This is a genomic window from Natronogracilivirga saccharolytica, from assembly GCF_017921895.1.
Taxonomy (GTDB): Bacteria; Bacteroidota; Rhodothermia; order Balneolales; family Natronogracilivirgulaceae; genus Natronogracilivirga; species Natronogracilivirga saccharolytica.
Window position 1 is genome coordinate 417,537 of record NZ_JAFIDN010000002.1, and the last position, 24,671, is coordinate 442,207.

General features: G+C 51.3%; 20 protein-coding genes. 11 read left to right on the plus strand and 9 right to left on the minus strand.

Translation table 11 applies throughout. From position 1 onward, the window contains the following. Positions 1–201 precede the first annotated feature (201 nt). The 3 genes from NATSA_RS04000 to NATSA_RS04010 form a co-directional block, all read right to left on the minus strand. A complete protein-coding gene (locus NATSA_RS04000) occupies positions 202–1,665 on the minus strand; it encodes a sodium:solute symporter family protein (protein WP_336244681.1) in 1,464 nt (487 codons plus the stop codon). Between the two features lie 260 nt (positions 1,666–1,925). After that, positions 1,926–2,912 carry a hypothetical protein gene (locus tag NATSA_RS04005; RefSeq protein WP_210510614.1) on the minus strand — a complete coding sequence of 329 codons (987 nt, stop codon included), beginning with the start codon at positions 2,910–2,912 and terminating at the stop codon, positions 1,926–1,928. Further along, on the minus strand, positions 2,893–3,621 hold the full coding sequence (locus tag NATSA_RS04010; protein ID WP_210510616.1) for a spermine/spermidine synthase domain-containing protein: 729 nt from the start codon (positions 3,619–3,621) through the stop codon (positions 2,893–2,895). Before NATSA_RS04010 ends, NATSA_RS04005 begins: the two co-directional genes overlap by 20 nt. A 284-nt stretch (positions 3,622–3,905) precedes the next feature. On the opposite strand from NATSA_RS04010, the gene mnmE reads away from it, so the two are divergent. From mnmE to NATSA_RS04030, 4 genes are all read left to right on the plus strand, one after another. Further along, positions 3,906–5,315 carry a tRNA uridine-5-carboxymethylaminomethyl(34) synthesis GTPase MnmE gene (gene mnmE / locus NATSA_RS04015; protein ID WP_210510618.1) on the plus strand — a complete coding sequence of 470 codons (1,410 nt, stop codon included), beginning with the start codon at positions 3,906–3,908 and terminating at the stop codon, positions 5,313–5,315. A gap of 172 nt (positions 5,316–5,487) precedes the next feature. After that, positions 5,488–6,777 (plus strand): hypothetical protein, encoded by a 1,290-nt coding sequence (locus NATSA_RS04020; protein ID WP_210510620.1) that lies wholly within the window; start codon positions 5,488–5,490, stop codon positions 6,775–6,777. Positions 6,778–7,141: 364 nt separating this feature from the next. Further along, on the plus strand, positions 7,142–8,440 hold the full coding sequence (locus NATSA_RS04025) for a BspA family leucine-rich repeat surface protein (protein WP_210510622.1): 1,299 nt from the start codon (positions 7,142–7,144) through the stop codon (positions 8,438–8,440). A 324-nt stretch (positions 8,441–8,764) separates the two neighbouring features. Beyond that, positions 8,765–9,652: a hypothetical protein gene (locus tag NATSA_RS04030; protein WP_210510787.1), complete on the plus strand. Its 888-nt coding sequence runs from the start codon at positions 8,765–8,767 to the stop codon at positions 9,650–9,652. Positions 9,653–9,996: 344 nt separating this feature from the next. On the opposite strand, the gene NATSA_RS04035 is transcribed toward NATSA_RS04030, so the two are convergent. Further along, entirely contained in the window at positions 9,997–10,860 is an 864-nt protein-coding gene (locus tag NATSA_RS04035) for a bacteriorhodopsin (protein WP_210510624.1), read from the minus strand. A gap of 324 nt (positions 10,861–11,184) precedes the next feature. On the opposite strand from NATSA_RS04035, the gene NATSA_RS04040 reads away from it, so the two are divergent. The 3 genes from NATSA_RS04040 (at position 11,185) to NATSA_RS04050 (ending at position 13,917) form a co-directional block, all read left to right on the plus strand. Next, the gene (locus tag NATSA_RS04040) at positions 11,185–12,111 is read left to right on the plus strand and encodes a Brp/Blh family beta-carotene 15,15'-dioxygenase (RefSeq protein WP_210510626.1); all 927 of its coding nucleotides are present in this window, start codon (positions 11,185–11,187) and stop codon (positions 12,109–12,111) included. 315 nt (positions 12,112–12,426) lie between these two features. Next, the gene (locus NATSA_RS04045) at positions 12,427–13,335 is read left to right on the plus strand and encodes a helix-turn-helix transcriptional regulator (RefSeq protein WP_210510628.1); all 909 of its coding nucleotides are present in this window, start codon (positions 12,427–12,429) and stop codon (positions 13,333–13,335) included. A 90-nt stretch (positions 13,336–13,425) separates the two neighbouring features. Then, positions 13,426–13,917 (plus strand): hypothetical protein, encoded by a 492-nt coding sequence (locus NATSA_RS04050; RefSeq protein ID WP_210510629.1) that lies wholly within the window; start codon positions 13,426–13,428, stop codon positions 13,915–13,917. Here the strand turns inward: NATSA_RS04050 and NATSA_RS04055 are convergent. Together NATSA_RS04055 and NATSA_RS04060 are read right to left on the minus strand one after the other, a co-directional pair. After that, the gene (locus NATSA_RS04055; RefSeq protein ID WP_210510631.1) at positions 13,874–14,290 is read right to left on the minus strand and encodes a hypothetical protein; all 417 of its coding nucleotides are present in this window, start codon (positions 14,288–14,290) and stop codon (positions 13,874–13,876) included. The two genes, NATSA_RS04050 and NATSA_RS04055, sit on opposite strands and share 44 nt — an antisense overlap. A 9-nt stretch (positions 14,291–14,299) precedes the next feature. Further along, positions 14,300–14,857, minus strand: a complete 558-nt coding sequence (locus NATSA_RS04060) for a DUF2911 domain-containing protein (RefSeq protein WP_210510633.1) — start codon at positions 14,855–14,857, stop codon at positions 14,300–14,302. A gap of 489 nt (positions 14,858–15,346) precedes the next feature. Here NATSA_RS04060 and NATSA_RS04065 point away from each other — a divergent pair, with 489 nt between their 5' ends. Both NATSA_RS04065 and NATSA_RS04070 read left to right on the plus strand, forming a co-directional pair. Next, positions 15,347–15,958: a trimeric intracellular cation channel family protein gene (locus NATSA_RS04065; RefSeq protein ID WP_210510635.1), complete on the plus strand. Its 612-nt coding sequence runs from the start codon at positions 15,347–15,349 to the stop codon at positions 15,956–15,958. A 136-nt stretch (positions 15,959–16,094) separates the two neighbouring features. Beyond that, positions 16,095–17,075 carry an aldo/keto reductase gene (locus NATSA_RS04070; protein WP_210510637.1) on the plus strand — a complete coding sequence of 327 codons (981 nt, stop codon included), beginning with the start codon at positions 16,095–16,097 and terminating at the stop codon, positions 17,073–17,075. A gap of 53 nt (positions 17,076–17,128) precedes the next feature. On the opposite strand, the gene brnQ is transcribed toward NATSA_RS04070, so the two are convergent. Further along, positions 17,129–18,415: a branched-chain amino acid transport system II carrier protein gene (gene brnQ / locus NATSA_RS04075; protein ID WP_210510639.1), complete on the minus strand. Its 1,287-nt coding sequence runs from the start codon at positions 18,413–18,415 to the stop codon at positions 17,129–17,131. Between the two features lie 306 nt (positions 18,416–18,721). On the opposite strand from brnQ, the gene NATSA_RS04080 reads away from it, so the two are divergent. Further along, positions 18,722–19,402, plus strand: a complete 681-nt coding sequence (locus NATSA_RS04080; RefSeq protein ID WP_210510641.1) for a DUF502 domain-containing protein — start codon at positions 18,722–18,724, stop codon at positions 19,400–19,402. A gap of 6 nt (positions 19,403–19,408) precedes the next feature. Here NATSA_RS04080 and NATSA_RS04085 read toward each other — a convergent pair whose 3' ends face one another. Then, entirely contained in the window at positions 19,409–20,401 is a 993-nt protein-coding gene (locus NATSA_RS04085; protein WP_210510643.1) for a hypothetical protein, read from the minus strand. Positions 20,402–20,586: 185 nt separating this feature from the next. After that, positions 20,587–21,519 (minus strand): aldo/keto reductase, encoded by a 933-nt coding sequence (locus tag NATSA_RS04090; protein ID WP_210510645.1) that lies wholly within the window; start codon positions 21,517–21,519, stop codon positions 20,587–20,589. Between the two features lie 397 nt (positions 21,520–21,916). On the opposite strand from NATSA_RS04090, the gene NATSA_RS04095 reads away from it, so the two are divergent. Continuing rightward, positions 21,917–24,670, plus strand: a complete 2,754-nt coding sequence (locus NATSA_RS04095) for a CARDB domain-containing protein (RefSeq protein ID WP_210510648.1) — start codon at positions 21,917–21,919, stop codon at positions 24,668–24,670. The last annotated feature ends 1 nt before the right edge of the window (position 24,671 follow it).

The window sequence follows — 24,671 nt, forward strand, 5'->3', positions numbered from 1 at the left end:
AGGTTTGGCTTTTTTCAATGAATTATTTCAGCTGTAAATTAACCAAAAGCCAGCCCTGCCCAAAGTGACCCGCACAAAAAACGACAATTCGTTTCCGGGGTGCCGCCGGGCGAAGAATCCGTTGACTGCTCCCGTTCAGGAAACGTTAAGACAGTACCTTATCGGTCGATGTGATGCGGCGCCGGTGGAAATGGCACTGGGTTACTTTTTCACCTTCTGCATGGCCTCATCCAGGGACTTTTCCGTAGTGTAGAACCGGCCCCACTTTTCTTTCGGATCGGGCGGGGTAAGCAGCGATACCACGATCAGCACCAGAATGGATGCCGATGCCGCCGGCAGAATAATGTACTGCTCGTTGAGCAGCTGCTCGCCGGTTGTACTGACAAGGATGGAATTTGCCACGGTGATGAAAAGCGTGACGCCCATCCCGGTAGCAATGGATGAGACACCGCCGGCAACGGTCACGCGTTTCCAGAGGAAAGCGGCCAGCAGCGCGGGAGTGAGTCCCGCCCCCACCATCGTGTAGGCCGTAAGCGCCATCGCCAGGATCGTCTCGAACTGGGTAAGCAGCAGCCAGGCCAGAATCCCGAGAAGTACTACCGCCATCCGCTGGATGATAACGATCATCTTGCCGTCGGCATGCGGATTGATAAACCGCTGATAAATGTCGCGGGTCAGGTTGGTGGATGGCGTCAGCAGGAAACTGTTCCCGGTCGAGGTGATGATGGCGACGGAGGCCATGATCAGCAGCAGTCCGACGATCAGGGGCAGACCGACTTCGGAGCCGTACCGGGCCGTGTGCAGGATGATCCGCTCTGATTCGCCGCTGGAGAGGAAAAATTCGGAAGCGGACGGCAGTGCGTTGAAGTGGCTGAAGGCAAAGATGGCCAGCGAGGCAAGGGCCGTTTCCACAATGATGGTGCCCACGACCCACCACATAACGGCGGTTTTGGCGGATTTTTCATTCCGGGCAGAAAAGAACTTCTGATACATGTTGGACTCGCCCAGCAGCAGGAAGAACGTCGGCAGAAAGATCCCCATCGCCCACCAGAAATTGTTTTCACCGAAAATGGTAAAGTAGGATGGATCCAGCGTGGTGGTCAGATGCTCGGCGCCGCCGATGTTGATGTAGACCAGCGGGACGGCTATGATGACTGCCGCAGTAATTACCGCACCGTTGATGATATCCACCGAGACGATGGAAAGCATGCCGGCAAAAGCGGTGAAGGTGACGATGAACCCTGCGGTCAGCAGCACACCCTGCCATTCGGGAACACCGGCGACCAGGTCCAGGACAAATCCGCCCGCGCGGAACTGGTACCCCACGATGGTAGTATAGGCGATCACGATGACGATGGTGCCCAGTATGCGAGCCCACTTGTTGTACCGCAGCTCAAGGATGTCGGGCACGGTGAATTCGGCGATGCGGCGCACGCGGGCGGCGAGAAAGAAGACGATGACGATGGCAACCCAGGCTCCGGCAGCCATCCAGAGCTCGGAGAACCCGATGTTGGCGGCGAGTCCGGCTCCGGCCAGAAGACTGCCCGATCCCATCCAGGTGCAGAGGAGCGTACCGACCAGCTTGGATGTGGAAACCGACCGTCCGGCCACCATGAAGTCCTCCTGGTTTTTCACCAGAAAGCTTTTCCAGATAGAGATGGACATCAGCAGGATCAGGTATCCGATCACAACAATAAAAAAGATCACAAAAGCCTCCGTATGTTCGTCCGGCCGGATAATATCCGGCGATGTGGCAGTTTTTCAAGCGCTCCGGGTGCCCGGGCAGTGTCGCGGCTCAGAATGCAAGCTCAGAGGCGGATAATAAATGAATGTGCGGTTATTCACAAGTGACGGCAGGCAATTCCGGACAAATTGGATATCGTCCGTCGGGTAAGTCGCGCTGCCGGGCAGGTTGCGGGGTGCAATCAGCGGAACACGAAAGGAGAATTGGCGCGAATGCCGAGTGTCAGCAGATGCGCTTCTTCCGGTTCGGCCGGGATGCCGCTGTCGTGGAGATATTCGTAGCTGAGCACAAGCCGGAACTCACCGCCGCTCCGGGGAAACCGCCATCCGACGGAAGCGGAACGGTTCAGCCGCAGCCGGTCTTCCATATTAATGAGCTGCAGACGGGTTTCGGCGAACAGACTTTCCTCCTGCGGATTTGCATGCCAGTGCATGTGCAGGGTGGCCATATTCTGAAGATCGTTCCAGTCCGGACCGGTCTCTTCAAGTTCGCGGGGTGTTCGGCGGTCCCAGGTGATCACATACTGCTCAAATCCCAGCATCATCATAAGGTCATCTTCCCTGAGCAGACTTCCAAGGTGCTGGTAGCGCAGGATCATGCTGCTGAAAATGAGTGAGCGCTCCCTGCCGATGTCGAGGTTGTCGATGTCGTGCTTGCAGCGGTGCATGAAGCCAAGCTGAAGAAAGCCGGGGGAGAGGCGTGTGGTGTAGAGAAGTCCTTCTTCCCAGAAAATGGCCCTCGGATTGAAGTTGATGTCGTTGTGCGGGTCGGCGAGGAACTGGATCTGGCCGGTCAGCAGCATGGAAGAAGTGTCACCCTGACGCCAGAGCTCCACATAGCCACCAAGATCCTGATACCACAGATGGTGATCATCGCTGCTCAGCGGGAAATTTCCGAACCCGGCCCAGCCTCCGAATGTGTGAAAAGCGCGGACATCCATGTCCGGCAGATGGTTCCGATCGTCAAGAAGCGGATTGATGATCAGTGAACGTGCTGCATGGCGCTGGGCACCGGCTTCCGGTGCCAAAACAAGAGCCGCAACCAGAAGCAGCAATTGAACGGCAGGACGGATTATTCCGGAAATCCCGGTTGGCGGATGCCGGAAGTGCATGGAAGACCGCTGATCCCCGCAGTCGATGCCGGGTAATTCAGACCTTGCGTCCGGCAAGGAACGTCCACGCTTCACGGAAAGATGGTATGAAAACCCGCTGTTCAACAAAATCTGTGAAATGAGGTTTCAGAGCGTTTTCGATATCGCTCATAATGTCATCGCGTGCAATACCTGTCTCTTCATCAAACGCACGAGTTCCGCAACATTGCATATTGAGCATTCCGCCCGGTTTAAGACTGTCCGCCACCTTCTTCATCAGATCGCTGAGAAACTCCGCGCGGGTCTGCCCCTCTCTGACCGGATCGATAGTGAGATCGTAAATCACACCGTCAAGCTGATCCTGAGAATCGATGTACTCAAATACATCACCGGCAATCACCTCGGCTTTGGGATGGGCGAACGCATCTCCGCACAGGCCGGGCAGATATTTGCGCGACAAACGCATGACCTCCTCATCTATATCGATCATTACCGCTTTTTCCAGTGCTCTGGACTGCTGGCGGTCGATCTCGAGAAGTTCGTGCAGGACGCCGCCGTCACCGCCGCCCAGTATGGCGACGCGTCCGAACGTGCCCAGCATGACAAGCGGACTGACCATGGCTACGTTGTAGGACCTGTCCGATTCGGATATCTGCAGGTCCTTATCTATAATGAGTTGGTGCCCGAACTTTTCATGATACCGGATTTCGATATCCTGCCAGGGACTGGTTGTCCGGGTGATAATTCTGGATTCGGCATCATTTACCGCTTTTTCGAATTCAGCCATGTGTCAGCATAATTTGTGTTCAGGTATTGCGGTCGGTGTGGGGGTCCGGTCGATAAGACTGGCCGGCGCAGCTTCATCAGCAGTTGCAAAATACAACAAATAGTACCTGTATCACCGTTTTTCAGGTAACGAAAGGTACAAAATCCGGCGCATATTCGCATATGCCGAGGTCAGGGTCTGGTTGCTTTGCGGGTATTGGACTGCTCCGTATTTTTCGTGACCTTACATTGTTTGTAAAAATGTATTGTTTGTTTCTGAGTTATCCGTATGATCATTTCGAATCCATGACGCAAGTGACCGAATCCCAAAAACCGGACATCAGCCAGAAACCGGCCATTGCCGCCATCGCCACAGCGCTGGGCGAAGCCGGTATTTCGGTGATACGAGTATCCGGTGAGCAGGCCATCGAAAAGGTGTCCCGGATTTTCCGGGGGAAAAAGCTGTCCGGACAGCCCACGCATACGGCTCATTTTGGACGCATTGCAGATGGAGACCGGATGATTGACGAGGTTGTTGCAACGATATTTCGGTCGCCGCGATCTTATACCGGGGAGGATACAATCGAAATATCGTGCCACGGCGGTGTACTGGTGACCCAGGAGGTGCTGGAGGCGATACTGCGGCAGGATGTGCGTCATGCCGACCCGGGGGAGTTTACACAGCGTGCGTTTCTGAACGGCAAGATGGAGTTGTCACAGGCCGAAGCGGTGGCGGATATGATCCACGCGCGCAGCCGGAAAGCGGTTGAGGCGGCCGGGCAGCAGCTTGATGGAGAGCTTGGCAGGCACGTGAAGGCCTTCCGGCAGCAGATCATCGATGCCACAGCGATGGTGGAGCTTGAGCTGGATTTCATCGAGGAGGATGTCGAGTTTGCCAACAAGGAACAATTGACCGGACTGCTTCGGGATGTGGACAGCGAGCTGGGACGGTTGCTTGAGACATATGAATCGGGCCGGCTGGTGCGGCACGGGGTGCAGACGGTATTCGTGGGCCGTCCGAATGCCGGCAAGTCCACCCTGCTGAATACGCTGATGGGCAAAGAACGGGCAATTGTGTCGGCAACGGCGGGCACCACCCGCGATGTCATCGATGCGGAATGGAGCTACGACGGACTCACCTTCACGCTGACCGACACGGCCGGATTGCGGGAGACGGCAGACGAAATCGAGTCGGAGGGTGTCAGGCGATCCGAATCGGCAGTGACCCGGGCCGATCTGATCATCTATCTTAAAGACATATCCGAGCCGGTTGATGACGAAGAGCTGCGCCTGCTTGCACGGATCGAGAAGCGGGCCAAAGGCAGGGCTCTGCTGAAAGTGGGGACCAAGCTGGATCTGCTGACATGTGCAGAAGCGGACAACGGCGGAGTTCCGGAATGGTGTGACATGGTGGTATCTGCCAGGGACGGCAGGGGGATGGATGAGCTCAAGCAGCGGATGCGCGCCGAAGTTTTGCAGAACCGGGAGATCGACACCGGCAAGCTGATGGTTACGTCCAGCCGTCATCGTGACGGACTCGAAAAAGCGCGGCATCACGTCCGGGAGGCGCTTCAGGGGCTCGAGGCCGGAATGACCGGAGACTTTCTTGCCATCGATCTGCGGGCGGCGCTCAACGAACTGGGTGCCATAACCGGTGAGATCACAACCGAAGATCTTCTGGACTCCATATTTTCGCGGTTTTGCATCGGTAAATGACCGGTGATGCCGGTTTCTTATCCCGGAGCAAAAGGCCTGTAGGGAAATCCCTTACAAAGATATCAGATTAAGTATTACAAAATAATACTATTTACTCTCATATTTTTAGATCGGCAGTGGGAAGCCTGTAACTGCTTATAAAAATTACAACTAAAGTATTTAATTGAATGCCATGAAAAAAATAATCGTAACGATCATAACAGTGACATTTCTGGTTGGATTGTCTGTTCATACTGCTGACGCGCAAAAACCCGAATATGACAGAAAAGGGATCGAAATAGGATCAACAGATAATCTTCAATTTACACTTGGCTTGCATTCCGTCGGAAGAGTTCAGGTTCTTTCACAAGACAATGTCAGAGTCTGGGATGATGGTGACTGGGTTACTCCGGACGAAAATCTGCACGGTATGCAAACATCCTTTGCAAACCTGGAGTTTAACATGACCATCGGTGACAATGATATCGATGTGTTTTTTGACGGGCTCCTCGCTACACAGCGCCATCCAAGCCAGTGGTGGGGAAACCAAGGGTATATGTACATCCGGAATATCCCGGGGAATTCATTTTTAACAGCCCTGAACCCTGTTCTTGAATACATAGACATTAAAGCAGGTAACTTTTTTGTCAACTTTGGTGAACACCAGTTCACAAGAACCATTAATGCTGATGCTCACAGAAATCCATTGGTGGGCAACCCTGTTCTTTCCCCGTTAGGAGCCGAACCGGGTATGGAAATTTATCATAAAGGCCCCGGTTATGGACTGATGGTTGGTGGTGGAATCGGTGCTCCTGAGCAGGATTTTCAGGATGCCCGGAGTTACAGCTTCCGAACCAAAGCGTGGCTGGACATGATTGACGGCGTATATCTCTCCGGATCTTTCTATACCGTTAACCATGATGCAGGCGTGTTAAGAGGTACTAACCTTTTCCGCAGAGAGCGTCATGGTTCATCCTACGGAGCAACATGGAACCTGAATAATGATGGCTCGGGAGCCGGTGAAGGACCCGGTCAGGGACGACCCGGTGTCGGGCAGGAAACTACTGCATGGGAGGCAAATGCCATATTCAACCTGTTTGAGGGTAACAGAATATCTGCTCTGTTCGGTATGGCTACGGACGTAGGCCCTAACCCCGATAACTTTAATGAAGAAGGCGAGGAAGAGTGGAGCTATTATTCTGTAGAGACACGTCAATTTCTGAATGAAAACTTCTACCTTGCCGGACGATACAGCGCCATTGATTACAGCAAGTTTATGACTACGGACAATGATGGGAGTGTATCCCGGATTCAGGCCGGCTTCGGAACCTTTATTACGGATAACATTCTTCTGAAAGGAGAGTATGTTTACCAGTCGGCTTCCGGTTTCCAGGAAGGAACCACTGGAGTTGTTACCAGTGTGGATGTCGGGCAGGACCCGTCATTTCAGGGGGTAATACTTGAAGTGGGTGTTAGCTTCTGATATATCTTAAAAATTCAGTCTGATTATTTAAAAAGGTCACCGGCCGTAATAGCCGGGTGGCCTTTTTTTGTTGTTTCTCATCACTCCGGGGACGTACCGGATAGCTGTGGTTTTGAGTATTTGTAAATTATTATTAATAATGACTTAAAGCATATCACAAATAATAATAGCAGCTATCCATAATGTGTCCCCGGGTACAGTCATACCAGAGACGAGATAACGGCTTCACTATGCATTGCCATCACATCCTGCTATCATCTTTGTAGAGGGGAGTCAGGGAGACAGGGAATTCGGGTCACATTGAAACGAATACCGGAGGTTTCATGCGTTTGAGTTACATTGTTTTATACATTTTTCTTTTTTTATGGGGACGGGCTTTAACACAGTACAGGCACAGAGTGATGATCCCTTTATCACCGTCTGGAAAACCGATAATGAGGGTGAATCAGATGATAATGAGATAACCATACCGGGCCAGGGGATCGATTATCCGATACAATGGGTGCAGGTCCAAAGAGATCGCCTGCAAATTTGGCGGGAGGTAGACGGAGGTCACTCCGGTAGTGAAACCGGCTCCGGTACTCACACCATCGAATTTCCGGAGGCCGGATTCTATATGGTAAGCATTGGCGACGGTTTCAGAAGAATCAATTTTAGTCATGAAAGTGACAGGCTTAAAATTGTGGATGTCACCCAGTGGGGCGATATCGAATGGACAACCATGAACAGTGCTTTTCCGGGTGCAGAAAACCTGAGTATTACCGCTACCGATGCGCCTGACCTGTCACAGGTTACGGATATGACCCGGATGTTCCGGAACGCTGAATCTTTCAATGGTGACATCGGTCACTGGGATACCGGCAATGTCGAGACCATGAACCGGATGTTCAAAAGAGCTGACTCGTTCAACCAGGACATCGGCGGATGGTACACAGCCGAAATCACCAGTATGTTTGAGGTTTTCATGGGAGCCGAATCATTTAACGGAGACATAAGCAATTGGGATACCAGAAATGTCACACACATGAACGAAATGTTTAAAGGTGCCGAAACCTTTGATCAGGATTTTGGTTTTTGGAATACCGGGCAAGTAGAAACAATGTCGGGAATGTTCTCAGAGGCGGTTTCCTTCGACCAGGATATCGGCAATCTTGATGTCAGGGATGTCCAGGACATGGAAAACATGCTGGACGGATCGGGTCTCTCGGTCGATAATTACGATAACACACTCGCCGGTTGGGCTCAGCAGCAGGTCCAGCCGGATGTGATCCTGGGTGCAGAAGGACTTTATTACTGTCATTCGGCAGAAGAGCGGCAACATCTTGTAGATGAATTTGACTGGACCATCAATGATGCTGGGATATCGGTGTATTGTGAAAAACCCGGACCAGTCGTGTTGGTTGACCCGGGCGACGAAGATCCTATTGAACCCGATGCCGTAACATTTACCTGGAATGTCCCTCAGGCAGGTGTTGAGCAGTACGGATTTGAACTGGCCGGTGACGAGTCTTTTGATGCGTTGGTTATCGACTCGGTGACTACTGATACCACCATCACTCTGAACGATCTGGAGTCGGAATCGATCTACTACTGGCGGGTCCGGGGCGAAAACGACACCGGCCGGGGGGGGCTATCTGGTGCGGATGCAGACGGCAGGCTATAGCGATGTGAAAAAAATAACGCTTGTTAAGTAGATGACGGCGATGTTCCGGCATCCAGCGCTGTGTCAATAGATTTTTTTGTTAGAAAGTGTTAATCCGTTGGCGGGTTGCCGGTTAAAACCTTTTTGTATTTCAAAATATGACCGAATTGAGTTGCAGGCGCAGATTAGGCAATCTTAATTAAGCTAATTTAACTTGTAATGGACAAGGTTTTCGTCGTTTATTTGTGATCAAAATGATCATATGCATAATCGCTGTGGTCAAGCAATTGCCGATGTTCCGCAGTTATTGCAAGCTTTTGAGTATTTCATATTTACCAAACGAAAATGAAAAAACCACTGTCCACACTTTTTACCTCCCTGTTGCTGTTTGCGTTTACTCCGCATGGAAATGAGGCGGAGATCGAACAAATTGGTGACGGAAATGAAATCGGGATCGAGCAAATCGGGTCCGGTCATTCCGCGTTCATCACACAGATCGGGAATGATAACGTTGCGGACATAGAACAGATGGGTGCGTCTCATGAAGCCCGTGTTTCACAGGAAGGCAGTCATGAAGTGCATATTGAGCAGGCTGGTACCGGCAATCAGGCCTTTGTAGAACAGGTTTCCGGTCAGGGTAGCAGTGGTGGTGACGGGAACTGGCCGGGCAACTCCAGTCCGTTTGCTTTTCAGGGTGGAGGAGCTGCCGGTGACGGATCATCGTTTGCTCACATCGAACAGGTAGGCGAGCAGAATGTCGCTTCAGTTACTCAGGAGGGTTCACACTTTGCTGATATTTATCAGGATGGAACCGGCAACGCTGTTTCACTGACCCAGGTCGGTGGCGCTTCGGGCGAAGGTTCGGCAGGAAATCCCGGCAACGCCAATCCGCCGCCCTTTTCCGGCGGCAATTTCCCGGGCAATGCCAATCCGCCTCCATTTTCCGGAGGAGCTGAAACTTTCGCGGCATATGCAGAGCTTCATCAGGAAGGGCATGATAACCTGATTGACCTCCATCAGGAAGGCAGCCATTATGCCGAAATAACTCAGATTGGAGAAGGCAATCAGGCTAATGTGAACCAGTTGTGGGGTGACGGCAATGGCGGGTCCCATGCGGATATTTACCAGCACGGAATGTCCAATATGGCAGACGTAACTCAGTATGGAGGCGGCCATTCAGTGATCATCGAGCAGTTCGGAAATGGCAATTCAGCCACTGTGATCCAGCGATAACCGTCCGGTTAATGCAAGGTATGATTTAAGCCGGATGTCGGGAACAGGCAGCAATACCGACGATCAGTTGATGATCATTGCCTGTTCCGATTTATCAGATTGAAAACAAAACCTGATTTCGTAATCCGGAGTCGGGTTTTTTTATGTGCTGATCTTTGCAGGGTTATGTTGCCAATCAGTACAATTGCTTTAAGTAAAGTTGTAATGATATATAAAATAAAAGCCTTGCCGATGATAATATCGGCAAGGCTTTTTCAAAAACCGGGTAACCGGGTTAGCTCTGTTGAAATCAAATTGATGTCATAGAAAACAAATCGGTTAATGCAGGATACCCGCTTTTTGTATCAGCTTGTTGTGGTAAGCTTTTCGTAATCATAGCCGTCCGCCTTGCTCATCTCCTGAGCCGTCAGCGTAAGCAGAATGCCGTAGATTACCTTGGAGCTGACGTCTGCCACGGTGTAGGTGATGTGCCGTCCGACTACAGCAGCTTCACTCAAAGCAGGTTCGAGACCAAGGTTGAACAGATACGGCATCAGATAGGCGCCGGGGTACAGCATCCATGAGAAAAGGAACAGAGCCCAGATCGTGCTGAGATATTTCTGTACTTTCGGCGGCGCTCCTTCTTTACCTTCGGTGATTACCTTTTTCATGACCACAAGAATGTGGATGAAGAACAGTGTGGATATAAAGCCCCAGACAAAAAAGAGTGTTGGGTTGGTGTATTCATAATACTGGCCCACATATCCTGTGAGGATCATCAGTGTTCCTGAAAACCAGAACTGATTTCTTATCGAACTGAACGAGCTTCTGGTCAGCGAAACGACAAAAAGGATCTGAAACAGCAGCATGGGGACATCGATGAGCCAGTTCAGATAGCGGTAACCATTGTTGAACTGATCGGTTTCTGACCCCAGGAAGTAGCGTCCGGCATCTGAATCAAAGACAAAGGCACTGGTCCAGTTCTGCTGCTGAATCATCAGCAGAAGGAATGCAGAAACCATAACCACAACTGAAAGAACCGATGAAATCCGGTATTTCGGAGCTACCGTCTTCATTGTGAGTACGAAATAGAGCAATGCCGCCAGCATAATGGCAAAACCGACAGTCAGGACGTGCGCTGACATCTGGTAAGCCATTTCGGTATATCCTGAATCAATGCCCACATAATTTTCGAAAGTGGCGTTGCCCAGGGACATCAAATTATCCATAAACTCTCCTTTTGGTTAGGATTTAAAAAAAACTGATTTTTTTACAGCATGCCCCAAAACCGAGTTTTTTTTAAAAAAGTTTGACCTGAGTCATGTTTTTTTGAATGATTTCCGTCGTTACAAGCTTGGTTTTTTTACAATTGATTAAGGTGCAGAGAGTTGTGCTGGTTTTCCTGTCAAGGGATTTTTTTATCCGGAAAAAACAGGCAGGCTGTCCCGGAAATGTATCCGGGAATGTCTTCGGGAATGATTCCGGCAATGATTTGTTTTGTTTCAAAGTCATGTGGCAGCTCCTTCTGATTCCTGTATAAAAGATTCATATCTATGAGGCATTCATCCAAAGTGATGGTCTGGTCCGTTGTCCTGGTAACCATTGTCATGATCCTGTTCAGCAGCCTGTTTTCAGATACGGCAGCAAACTGGAGTCTCTGGATCGTACTTGCATCCGTGGTGCTTGTTGGGATACCGCACGGTGCCATTGACCACATTATGGCCGAAAAAATCTACGGACTGGACGCATCATGGCGCGGCCGGGCGCTGTTCTATGGTATGTATTTCGGACTGATGATACTTGTTGGCGGACTCTGGCTCATCCAGCCTGTGCTCGGACTGCTCTTCTTCTTTGCCATTTCCATCTATCACTTCGGCCAGGCTGATATGGAGGATTTTCTTACGCATGAATCAAGTGGATTCACCTGGTACATTACCCGCGGACTTTTCATCATCGGACTGATCGTATTCTCTGACACGACGGTGAGCTACCCCATTATGGCAAAGGCAGTGAATACGGATGCTGCAGCGATATCACACCTGCTTCCGGATGCCGGTGTCATGTTGTCTTTTGTGACAGTGATCTATGGTTCGGTCTTTTTTTATGCCTGGCTAACCAACAGGCTTCAAAACGGAATGCGTTTTCTCGCCGACAGTCTGCTTCTGACGGCTCTTTTTTTATTTACCGGCCCAATGATCGGTTTTGCTGTTTATTTTGCACTATGGCACTCTGCCGGACATGTATTCGAGATGCAGCGTTATCTTGGCGAACAAAACGAACCTATGTCGCTTTTACAGTTCTACAAATCGGCCGCTCCCTTTACGCTCATCTCCCTTGCCGGCCTCGCACTTCTTGCCGCTGTAAATCATGCATTTGGTATGGAAGAGCAGTTCATTGCTCTCATGTTTATTCTCATCAGCGTACTGACTCTGCCGCATATGGTCATTGTCGACAAGATGTACGGAGAGGCAGGCAGTTAAATTCCTGCTGAGAGACGCTTTATTTATCCAATTTCATTGAAACCATCTGCCGTCATTCAACTACGACACTGGTTGTCGCATCAGGATGGTATATTTCAATAGAGTTTAGAAGGGAGACCGCAACGAAGGGCGCGGCCGCTCGGGCAGCTCCTGATGCAAGCCGTCCGGTTGCCTTGTCATCTTCTGAGAAGAGGAGTTGCCCGCAGCGGATTCTGCATGATTATGAGATATCAGGTTGCTATATTGCCTCCATCGTCATGCGGTAATCAACTATTTCTGAGAAACAACTATTTCTTACTAATCATCAGCACCATCATGGTAAAACGCTACTTGCTTCTAACCGAGAAGATAAGCAACGACTGGTACCCTTCGTTCGATGAGCTCAGGGCTTTCCTCAATGAGCACGATATTCACATTTCCGGCCGGACACTTCAGCGCGATATTCAGCACATCCGCAACGAGTACGGTATCGAAATAGAATACGACCGACGGAAAAAAGGATACGTCATCAACCGGGAAAAAAGTCTGGATGTGAACTCTTTCCTGAGGTTCATGGGAATGGTACGGACGGCGGATATCCTGACTGACTCGCTGCGGTCAAGCCGCGAAAGCATGCAGTATCTGCAATTCGATTCGGTTCATCTGTTTGCCGGCAGGGAGTACATCAAACCGCTGCTGCGAGCGATCCACGACCGGCGGCTTGTCGGGTTCACGCATCAGAAGTTTGACCGGGACAAGCCATCAAACGTCATATTTCAGCCCTACTTCCTGCTGGAGTATCAGTATCGATGGTACCTTGTCGGAATTCCGGAAGGTCAAAAAGAGCCCAAAAATTACGGCCTCGATCGTATTTCACGACTGGATATCCTGCCGGAAACATTTGAGCGAACCAGCGATACGTACATCAGGGATAAATACCGCAACACGGTGGGACTCAATTATGATGCCGGGGATCCGGTCACCGTCACCATCCGCTGTACGGCACTTACCGGAAAATACCTCGAAACGCTGCCAGTTCACGAATCTCAAGCAGTTCTGGAAAGGGGAGAATCACACTGGCTGATACGCTTCCGGGTAGTTCCGAATTTTGAGTTTGAACAAAAGCTGATGATGCATTTGCAGCAGATGGAAGTTGTGAGTCCGGACTGGTTTCGCCGGAAATTTGCAGGAAAGCTGCGGGAGGCGCTTAAATATTATGATGGCACAATGCCATCGTCCGGATGACGGGAACGCTGCAGCCCGATGGAGGTGTAATTATAGCTCAATGCCATCACATAATGTCATCGCTATAAAATTACACTTCGCCCAAAATTTATGCCCATTTTTTCCCGCCTTCTCAATCAGTACGACCACATCGACCAGTCTGTCACCCGGTGGATGGCCAGAAACGGAATTTTCCTTCTGCGGATCAGCATCGGCCTGATATTCGTCTGGTTCGGAGCGTTGAAATTCTTTCCCGGTGCCAGTCCGGCCGAGCAGCTTGCCGGCAGCTCCATCGAAATCCTTACATTCGGCATCATCCCGGCCGCAATCGGGCTGCCGTTGCTGGCTGTCTGGGAGTGTCTGATCGGAATCGGCATGTTCGTCCGCAAGTACATGCGGTTTACCATTCTGATGCTTTATGTGCAGATGATCGGCACCTTTTCACCGATTGTAATTCTTCCTTATGTCGTGTTTGACGGATTTCCCCTGGTCCTGACCATGGATGGCCAGTATATCATCAAAAATGTGGTGGTGATAGCGGCGGCTTTGGTGATTGGCGCTACGGTGCGCGGCGGGAAGCTTGAGTCCGAGCCTGAATCCTGAAAAACAGATACGGCCCGATGAATACCCAGACCGGTACCAGCACCCACAAATTGCCATCGGAAATGTTATAGTTCTGCATTATTTCCTGCCAGGATAATCCGGTTGCATAGCGTCCCAAGCCGGTTTCAAATGCAAGCGTCATAAGCAGCCAGATACCGCCAACCGCCCGGGCCTGATTTGCAGAGGCCAGCGGCCACCGGACAGTGAGTACCCGGAAGTAAACGGAAAACAGAAGCAACAGGATGACGGTGGAAATCTGATAGGCGGCAGATGCTGACATTAGCGGGAGATATAAAGCATCCCTGGCGATTCCGTTCAGGATCGCCAGGATCATCATCCCGAACCATGCAAATATGTATTTGACGAGGATCACGTGCCGGTTTCAGGACTCGTCAATCCGGAAGCCGAATTTGACATCATCCCAATGCAGCATCAGTTTCCCCGAATCTTCGGCGATATCTTCAAAGTAAAACATCATCTGCTCCATGTGGAATGTTTCTTCGGGTTCAACCCGGACACGCAAGGCATCTTCATCCGGATTGTAGTTATAGGCGCCCCACTGATCGGCCACCTGATTGAAGATTACCGTCCAGGGTCCCTCTTCCTGCGGGATGGTAAACAGGCTGTACGTACCGGCTTCAAGAGGCTCGCCCTCAACTTTGACATCATCAGAAAGCGTGATGGTGGTAGCCTCATCGGCGCCGGTCCGCCATATTTCGTCAAACGGGACGAGTTCGCCGAAGATGTCCCGATCGCGGACAGCCGGTCTGCCGTAGGTTATCGTAACTTCGGTGGTTCCTATGGTCTGGGAAACAACGGCGTTTGGACTTACGCGGATGTCGTCATGGGCGCGGTCCTGCGCTATGGCGCCTGGTGCCGCGATCAGGTAAATAATGAGTCCTGCCAGAATAGTTTTGATGGATAACATTTGAGCTTTCATAGGAATACTGGTTTTGGTTCCTGTTTCGCGGAATAGTTCTCCGACCATTGTTGTTGTACCATACGCGCTTTCATATCTGTAACGATAAATACAGCTGCCGGTGTTCCGGTGTACCTGTCCGCTTATGGGCATAGCACTTCGTGACCTTCGGTTCGTCTGTTTAAAATTTTCGATTTATAATGACAGATAGAATGACATGACCGTTTTTAATTATGCTCATGTGTGTCCGGATTTCAGCTGGTCATGATCATTTCATGTGTTTAAAATTTTTGATTAAGTGGACACATGCAATTCCATGACCGGTTTTAATCATGCGCCTGTGTGTCCTGACGCCCGTCCGGTCATGTTCATTTCATTTAAAAATCATGTATCGTTTGCAATATGTAAATTATGGTCCGAGATGCCGTAATATTGCAGCCGGCATTTTTTTCTTATGGAAGCTGACTCCGGTCCGGGGCGGCATAAGCATATTTACTTTCTGTGTTACTCATGATGTACATACTTGATCTGCTTGGCACGGCAACATTTGCGGTTACCGGCGCCCTCGCTGCAGGCCGCAAGCGGATGGATATTTTCGGAGTGGTTGTTCTCGGATGTGTCACCGCTATCGGCGGCGGGACGCTTCGTGACGTGATTCTCGGCAATCATCCGGTATTCTGGATTTCCAACAATGTGTACCTTCTGGTTGCCACGCTTGCAGCAGTGGGAACCTTTCTGCTTGTCCGGTACTGGAGGGTGCCGATGAGAACGCTGGTGTACGCAGATGCGGCCGGACTGGCGATTTTTACTGTTATTGGTTTTCAGCGCGGACTCGAAGTGACCGGTTCCTACAGTATCGCCGTCGTTATGGGTGTGACCACAGGCGTGGTTGGCGGGATGATTCGCGATGTACTTGCAGGCGAGATCCCGCTGATTCTGCGGCGGGAGATTTACGCTTCTGCCAGCCTGTGCGGAGCCATTCTTTTTGCATTGATGCACTATTTCCAGTTCCCTGGTGTATGGGCCGTCATCGTTGCTGTCCTGACCATTTTCACGATTCGGCTTGCCGCACTGCGATGGAATGTGTCCCTGCCGCTGCTGCGTCTCGAGGAGGAAAGATAAACGCAATCGTCATTGCAAAAGGATTTTCTTTTTGATACTCTCTGAGAGCAGGCCCGGTGCGCGGGTTATATCCGCCGTTGCAGGGCCCTGTGTTTGGAAAAAAATGATAATAAATGGCTAAAAGAGGTGCATGAGTATGAAATATCGTCCGTTTGGCAATACAGATCTCATGGTCAGTGAAGTTGGCTTTGGTGCCTGGGCCATCGGTGGTCCGGCCATGGCCGGCAATATTCCCATCGGATGGGGGAATGTGGACGACCAGGTTTCCAGGGAGGCGCTGAAAGAAGCACACCGGCAAGGGGTTAATTTTTATGACACTGCCGACTTTTACGGACTGGGCCATTCAGAAAAGCTGATCGGCGAGGTGTTTGGCAACAGGGATGATGTCATCATTGCCAGCAAGGTCGGACACCGTCTCAAAGATGACGGGGTCATTCAAGTTGATTACTCAAAAAAATATGTGATCGAGGCGTGTAACGAGAGCTTGCAGCGCCTCCAGCGAGATACCATCGATCTCTACCAGCTTCATACGGCAAAAGTGGCCGATTTGGAAAACGGGGAGTGTCTTGAGGCACTTGATAAACTGCAGCAGGAAGGCAAAATCCGCTACTGGGGCTTGTCATTGCATACCTTCGAACCCGAGCCCGAAGCAGAATTTATACTTTCACATGAGCTGGGAAACGGATTCCAGCTTGTGCTGAATATTTTGAACCAGCAAAGCGTGCCTCTTCTGGATAAAGCCGCAAAGCAGGGAATGGGGGTGATTGCCCGTATGCCTCTGCAATTCGGCGTACTGACCGGCAAATTCACGAAAGAAACCCGTTTTGGTCCGGATGATCACCGGAGTTTCCGGCTCCCGCCGGATATTTTAGGCCGTACGCTCGATGCGCTTGAGAAAGTCTGGCCGCTGACCGAAAAATACGGATGCAGCAAAACCGAACTCAGTTTGAGTTTCATTCTCAGTTTTGACGCGGTATCCACGGTGATCCCGGGCATCAAAACACCGCATCAGGCCAGGGAGAATACCAGCGGAATCGTGCGGCTGTCCGATGAAGACCGGGATTACATCACTTCATTGTATGAGGATTTGTTCAAACCTGTGCTGGTGCAGAAATAATATGGGGGCATCGGCCGGGCAGCAGCAGTTGTCCGGAAATCAGACAGGATATCTTATTCTCTCCTGAATGTCCTGACCAGGAAGCCGGCTGCAACTCCGGCTGCAGTCGGGATGAGCCATGCGAATCCCTGTCCGGATAAGGGGATGTAGCCGATCAGCGTATCCAGATTATCCAGCGGCAGTCCGACAATGGTGAGTGCTTCGGGGACACTGGTCAGCAGAGCACCGATAACCGCTCCGGTATATACGGCGCGATCGGCGAAGGGGCCGCCGATGAGCGTCAGGATAATCAGGGCGATGGCAACCGGATAGACCATCACCAGCAGCGGCACGGCGACGTTTACGATGGTTGTCACACCTACGGTCGCAAATACCCCGCTGAATACCACGGTGATCACAGCTACAAGCCTGTAATGAAGCCATCCTTTTGTGAGGCTGCTGAAGTATTCGGCCACTGTGGCCGTCAGGCCGATAGCGGTAGTCAGGCAGGCGAGGCTGACCGCCAGTCCCAGCGAAAGCATGCCGGTTTCGCCCATCAGTTCATACGCAATAGCGATCAGCAGATCGGTTCGCTCTATGGAAGTTGCGTACAGCTCACCGGCCGTCGCACCAAGGTACATCAATCCGCCATAAACCAGCCCCAGGCCAAGTGCGGCAATTCCTCCGGCCATCGAAGTCATCATCACCTGCTCTTTGACATTTTTGTACCCTTTGAGCAGCAGCGCACCAATGACAATCTGGGCAAATACCAGTGATGCCAGCGCATCCATCGTCTGATACCCTTCCCTGAAACCGCGTCCTGTCGGACCCTCAAGCTCGGATCCCGTAATACTTCCCATGGGAGAGAAAATCCCCTTCAGGATGATCCAGGTCAGGGTGATCAGAAGCAAAGGTGTCAGAAATTTGGCAATTTTATCAACAACGGCAGTGCGATTCAGTGAAAACAGCAGGGCGATGCCGAAAAAGATGATGGAGAACAGAAAACGCGGGAAGCCTTCCCAGGACGGACGCACACCAAGTTCAAAGGCCGTCGCGCAGGTGCGCGGAATGGCCAGCAGCGGCCCGATGGCAAGAATGATCACGATACTCAGCGCCAGTCCGAACCATGGGCTCACCCTGCTCCCCATATGCTCGATGGTACCGCCGGCCCGGGCAGCAGCCATAATTCCCAGCAGCGGCATGCCGATGCCCGTTATCAGAAATCCGAGAAGCGCCCATTGCCAGTCCACTCCGGCCAACAGACCCATATAGGGCGGAAAGATGAGGTTTCCGGCCCCGAAAAACATGGCAAACAGTGCCACCCCCACAACCAGGACATCTCTGCTGTTCTGCTTTATCATAATGGATGTTACAATGATTCGGACTAAATGACAATGTCGGGAAGGAGACTCCCGAAATGCCGTACACGGCAAGCCCGCATCCGGCAAGCCTGCATCTGGCAAGCCCTTATACCTTAGCCAGTGTCCCGGAAAGAAAGTATATTGTCATGCACCGGTAATGAAACAATCTGATGATAATCACAGAACTTTTCCCGGTAAAGACCGGCCGCTTGCACGGGCTTATTTTGAACTTTTGGATGGTAGTTTGAATTAATGGAAAAGCAACGGCAGATTCAAATACCCGATATACCATAACTTTATACCACAATGTTTGAGCAGAAGAGATCCCGAAAAAAAAGTATTCAGCCTTTTTCCGGCGAAGACAACACCCAGGACTTTTTCAAGAAAGTCAGGCAGTCCTTTTTGCGCGGACTCGCGATTCTCATCCCGGCCTTGATCACCATCTGGGTGTTACAGTTTCTTTTCTCAGCTATCGATGGCATTGCCTCACCATTTTACCGGTACATCGGACTTGATATTCCGGCTCTGGGCTTCATCACTGCCATTATAATCATCTTCCTGGTAGGGTATTTTTCCAGGAATCTGGTTGTAAAGTTCACCATTCACGTTATGGAACGGATATTTCTTAATATTCCGCTTGCCAAGTCAGTTTACAGCGGCGCCCGTGAGCTTATTAACGCCTTTTCACCCGAGCAGAAAGGCCGGACATTCCAGGAGGTTTGCATGATCGAATATCCGCGGAAAGGAACCTATTCGATCGGTTTTGTGACCAATGAGATGAGTTTTCGGGAAAGTGAAACCCGGACCCGCTCCCTGACGAACGTCTACATCCCGCTGCCGCCCAACCCGACGACCGGGATGCTGACACTGGTCCCGACCGAGGATGTTATTCCGCTGAATATCAGCGTGGAGCAGGGAATGAAGCTGATCCTGTCAGCAGGAATTGTTTCCCCCGAAGATTTTGGCAGAAGTGTAGAAACGGATTGACGTTTTCTACCGCAGGCTGCTGGCGAAATCTACACTCAAACTCATCAGATCAAGATGCCGCTGACGTGAATGTGTCTCAGAAAGCGGAATGGATATATCGAACCGCAAACCACCTTTATCCAAAACGGAGACTCTGACAGGCTTCGTTATACTGTGATCAAGGGGGGTAAAGAGATCAAATGTGCCGGTACTTTCATGACTGACATCGTCTGACAAATCTGTTTGTACCGATTCATATGAGTTACTGTTCTGGAAGAAAGGTTTCAAATCCTTGCCTGAAATGCTTTCATCAGCGAACCAGACTTCGACATGGTATTGACCGTCGCGGCCTTCTGAAGCTGTCATGTTTATTCCGCCTTTTTCAGGTGTCAGGTGCAGAGCTTTCCGCAATACAGACCGGAGAATGTTTTCCAGGTAGTCCGGATTGATCTCGGCCATTTTACGTGAATTGCCAATAAGCGATGAGAACTTCTTGTTCATCTTATTTGCTTCAGCGCGGAAGTTCTCAGCTATCAGAGTTACGATGGTGTCGGCACGGAAACTTGCTCTGAGCTCATCAAGTTCGTTGGCCTCCATAGAAGCTGTTGGTTGATGAGCACTTTCTGATGGATGTTCTGCAACTTGTTTCGGTCGTGCTTTGTCTGAAGCGGCTACGCGCTGTTCCGTCCGGTTGTTATTGCCGGTTTTAGTAATGGTACCGGCCTGCATCCGCTTAACTGCGGATTTCAGGGTTTGATTCGTACTGTTTAGGGAGGATTTGTTTTGTTCAAGAGTGATTTGATGCTGGTCCAGGCGGTCGGTTTCTCTTTTCAGCAGAAATACAAGTACTCCGGCAGCCAGTGTAAAAAGGAAACCATTCAGCCAGGTGACAGAATGGAAGTGTTTGATTTCAGTAAGAAATTGAAGCAGATCTGCATTGAGAATCTGGGAAATAAATCCTGAATCTGTCAGAAAATCTGACGTTGCAAGCAGCGGTACCGGCAGAATATCAAAAAGCATCATAAGCGAACTTTGGAAACAGAACGATTGGTTGACAGATCAGTTGTAACATCCTGGCAGGCAGGAATCAGACACAACAGCTGTCTCAGTTGATTAGTTCGTTCTTCCCGAAAAATTCGCACGGATATAAAACGGAAACCTGTGGCGTCAGCCGGATAACGTGAAGCGGTTACCGCATGATGCATTTACCCCTGTGCAACAGCCCGTATTTCTGCCATTTCTTCCTCGCTCAATTGCTCGAATGAGCTGGCGATACGCACGTCTTCTTCCAGGTGCGGGATGGCTGATATGCCCATGATCGTAGTGGATACCGGATAGCTCATGGTATAGGGAAGCAGCTGCCGGATCGACAGTCCCTTTTCAAGCAACCGGCCGCGGTTGGCCACCTTCATGGCAATCACACCCACCTCCTTTTCCTTCGCGATTTCGAAGAAACGGTCGAGCTGGTCGGTATCGTCCATGACCACCTGAGCGGCATTGATGGTAATCAGTGCGCAGTCATAGGGATAGTCCTGAAGGGCATCGGAAAGAATGCGGGAAGAGTGTCCGGTCACGCCGATGTTGCCGATAACGCCTTCATCCTTCAGGCGCTCGAATGCCTGCCGGGCACTGTTTTCCTTCTGAAGGTCTTCGAGCTGACCGAAATGTCCGACAAAATGGTGCTGATACAGGTCGATGTAGTCGGTTTGCAGGCGGTGCAGGCTCTGGTCGACCAGGCGCATCGTGCCGTCGTAGGTATAATCATGGCTTTTGGTGGCCAGGAAGACCTCATCCCGGCGATCTTTGATTGCCGCCCCGATGTTCAGCTCACTTGCTCCATTGCCGTACCATGCGGCTGTATCGATATAGTTGACGCCGAGATCCAGTGCGCGGTTGATAATCTCAACCGCTTCATCATGACGGTCGGCCATCTCAATGGTGGTCTCCCCGCCGAGACTGAAAATACTTACCTGATGACCGGTTTTGCCCAGAGGCCGGACAGGCATCGGTCCGTTGGCCGGTTCGGTTGCCCAGGCTTTCGTTTTCGCAAAAATCCCGGTGGTTCCCACCAGGCCGATCCCTGCCGTTGTTGCAAGACTTTTCTTGAGGAAGGTTCTGCGGTCACATCCGTTGCTCATAAAAACCTCCTTGGTTTGTGGCCGCCTGAATTGGCGGTGGCAATACTTTTATGTTCTGCGGTGCGATGTTTTGCGGCGCAAAAACCGGCGCCGGTTATATGTAATAAATTATGTCAGCGGCGCAAAAATCAGCGCCGGATAAATGAAAAATGATAGTCCGGAACAGTAGAACTGATCCAATAGCAAGGTATAAAAAATCGCGCAGAATGTGAAGATGAAGGCTTTAAGGGCACTTTCAGGGGAGCGGGGGACAGGTCTGCGGCATGGCAAAAAAGGTGTAGGCGCAGCAAAAACAAATGCTTATATTTGTAAAATATTGTTACGTCTGCAGCTGTGTTCTGATGATCATGCACATCATTTCAAGTGCATCCCCCCTAAACCATAATCCTATCTCCAAATGAACACGATCAAAGAGGTATTCCATGCCGGCGGTGTATTCCGCCCGAAAACAGCCGAAGTGACTCCGGGCAGTATGGGCCTGAATTGCCATGAAAGCGGTGCTGACGGGAGACTGTTTTCTGCTGCTAATCTGTTATTTGTTTTTGCACTGGTTTTGATGACGTCCTGCGTTCCCACAGAAGCCCTTCCGGAAATAGAACCCGGGACGGTAACACTTGAGGCTCCGGAAGAGGCCATGTATGTCGGCTCCTATGCCCGGGTGCCCGTACTGATTGGAATCCAGGACGTTGGATTTGACGATCTGAGCTTCCGGGTTGCCGAAGGAGCTCATGGCGGCGTGGTTTCCGATTCCCGGGACCGCACTTTCGATCCGCAGCAGCCCCATACCATGCTGATAGCAGGACCCCGTCCCGGAGAGTATACGCTTGAAGCGGTGCAGGAAAGCACCGGTGACGTGGTCGGAGAGGCATCCTTCAAAGTCACGGTCAGAAGTGCCGGCGGAAGCCGCGGGCCCTCCTTTGTCACCCAGGCATCCGGACCGGGACCGGTGGTTGGTTCAGCCTGGGGAGGCGGTCCTTCCGGACTGCAAAATGTCGGCACCAATCTCAGCACCGGACAGCAGAATATCGCTTTGATATTTGTGGATACCGAAGATCAGCGCTTTACCAGTGACGATGATGAGCTGGATGAGTTTCGTACGCGGTGGCAGGAGCATATGACAGACGGCTTCACCATGCCGGATGGTACTGTGCGAAGCGTTCGCAGATATGTTCAGGAAGCATCCCTGAACCGGGCGGATGTAACCATGGAGATGTTTGGTCCTTATCAGCTGGATGGCAACTGGGATGAAGTCGGAGCCGGAGCCGGACTGGGTGCCCATGCCCAGGCCGCCATAACCACCGCTGATGATGACATCAACTACAACCAGTTCAATTCGGTGCTGATTGTATCTCAAAGTGTCGGTGCGGTCGATGACACAACGGCCAGCTTTGCCTGGCCAAGGGCAACGCTCGGCAGGGGAGCCTGGTGGACGACATCCGACGGCAATGTGACCCTGGGTGCGATGCAAATGCCGAACGACTGGACGGAGCGTGACGGACGCCAGCTCTATGCCACAACCATGCACGAACTGGGGCACAACTTCGGCCTCCCGGATCTTTATACTCCCGAAGTGAGCGGTCGTAATCCCGGCCACTGGGATATCATGCATGCCGACAGGCGAATTCCAAATTTCACCCTGCCAAACCGGCTGCGCCTGGGCTGGACTGACGAGGACTGGGTTCGAGGGTATAACTTCGCAAACCTGGGTACCGATGTGGATGAAACGATATCACTTCGCAGGCCATCATCCGGAAATCCGGGATCCGGAAATTTTGTCGGGGCCGAGATCAGGATTACAGACGGACTCAATTATTATTTTGAGTTCAGAAATCGTGATGATACGCAGATAGCGGATCTTCAGCTCCCGTCGAACCGCCGTATTCTGGGAACCGATGCCCGCAGCGACCCATTTGTGCCACCGTTTGCCCGTCCGGCCATTCTGCGGCTGCCCCAATTTCCGGGAAGTGTGGGTGCTGTGCTGGGTGAAGGCCAGGCCTACCGTGAAACCGATAATACATCGCCTATATATCCTGTTGAGTTTGAAGCCACTGCGCTCAACATTCAGGACAACAGTGCAGACTTGCGCATCAGGTATGGGGTGAATGACAAACCCGATCCGTCCATACGACCCTGGGGCGCCCCGCCGTGGCAGACACCGGATATCGAGGTTCGCAACGAGCGCAATGCCAATAACCCGGAGTGGTTTAATGTACCGTGGCAGGGCAATCCGAACACGGTTATCGCGAAAGTCAAAAACAACGGCATGCTTGATGCACCTGGTGTGCAGGTTGATTTTTATGTAAAGAACTACAATATCGGAAGTGTGCCCGAGTCCTATCTTGGCAGTGATATACAGGATATCGATCCCGGAGAAACAGTTGAGTTCAGCACAAACTGGGTGCCTCCCTCCGATGGTCATTACTGTATAGTGGTGCGTATCCCCCTGTATACCCGTCCGGGCGAACCTCCGGTTACCGAAATGACCGAACTGAACAATATCGCTCAATCGAATTATGACCGGTTTATCTCACCCACGGCTTCGCCGGCTACCCGGCGGATAACCAGTGTGGAGGTCAGCAATCCGTATGATCTGCCCACGCGGGTGTATGTCGGCCTGGATCAGAACAATCCCTATTACCGGACCTATCTTGAGCACCGGTGGCTTGACCTCGATGCAAATGAGACGACCGAGGTTGAAGTGATGATGGAATTTACCGGATCGCTTCCGCCTATCGGGGTCAAAGACCGGCCGACACATAAGCTGGAAGAGCCAAACCGGGTCAGTATCCAGTCACTGATCGTCGATCCATATGATGCGAACGGACATGTTATGCACCGGCTCGGTGGTGCCGAGCTGGATGTAGTGACCGGTCTTTCCACCAGGATTGAGGAGTTCGGTTTCCGGGATGGCGGCTTCGGAGGGGTTGTGATCACATCCGAAGGAGATCCCGTTCCAGGAGGGACGGTAATTCTGACGATCACGACAAAAGGATCGCAGGACGAGGATCCGGAGGTGACGAATGCACGGGGTGAGGTTCAGAATGGTCAGTTCCATATCCCTGTTCAGCGGCGGGAAGGTGATGTGCAGGCCTATTTTGTGCCGAGGCAGGGGTATGGGGACGCAACCAGCGAGGTGGTTTCCCTGCCCTGAT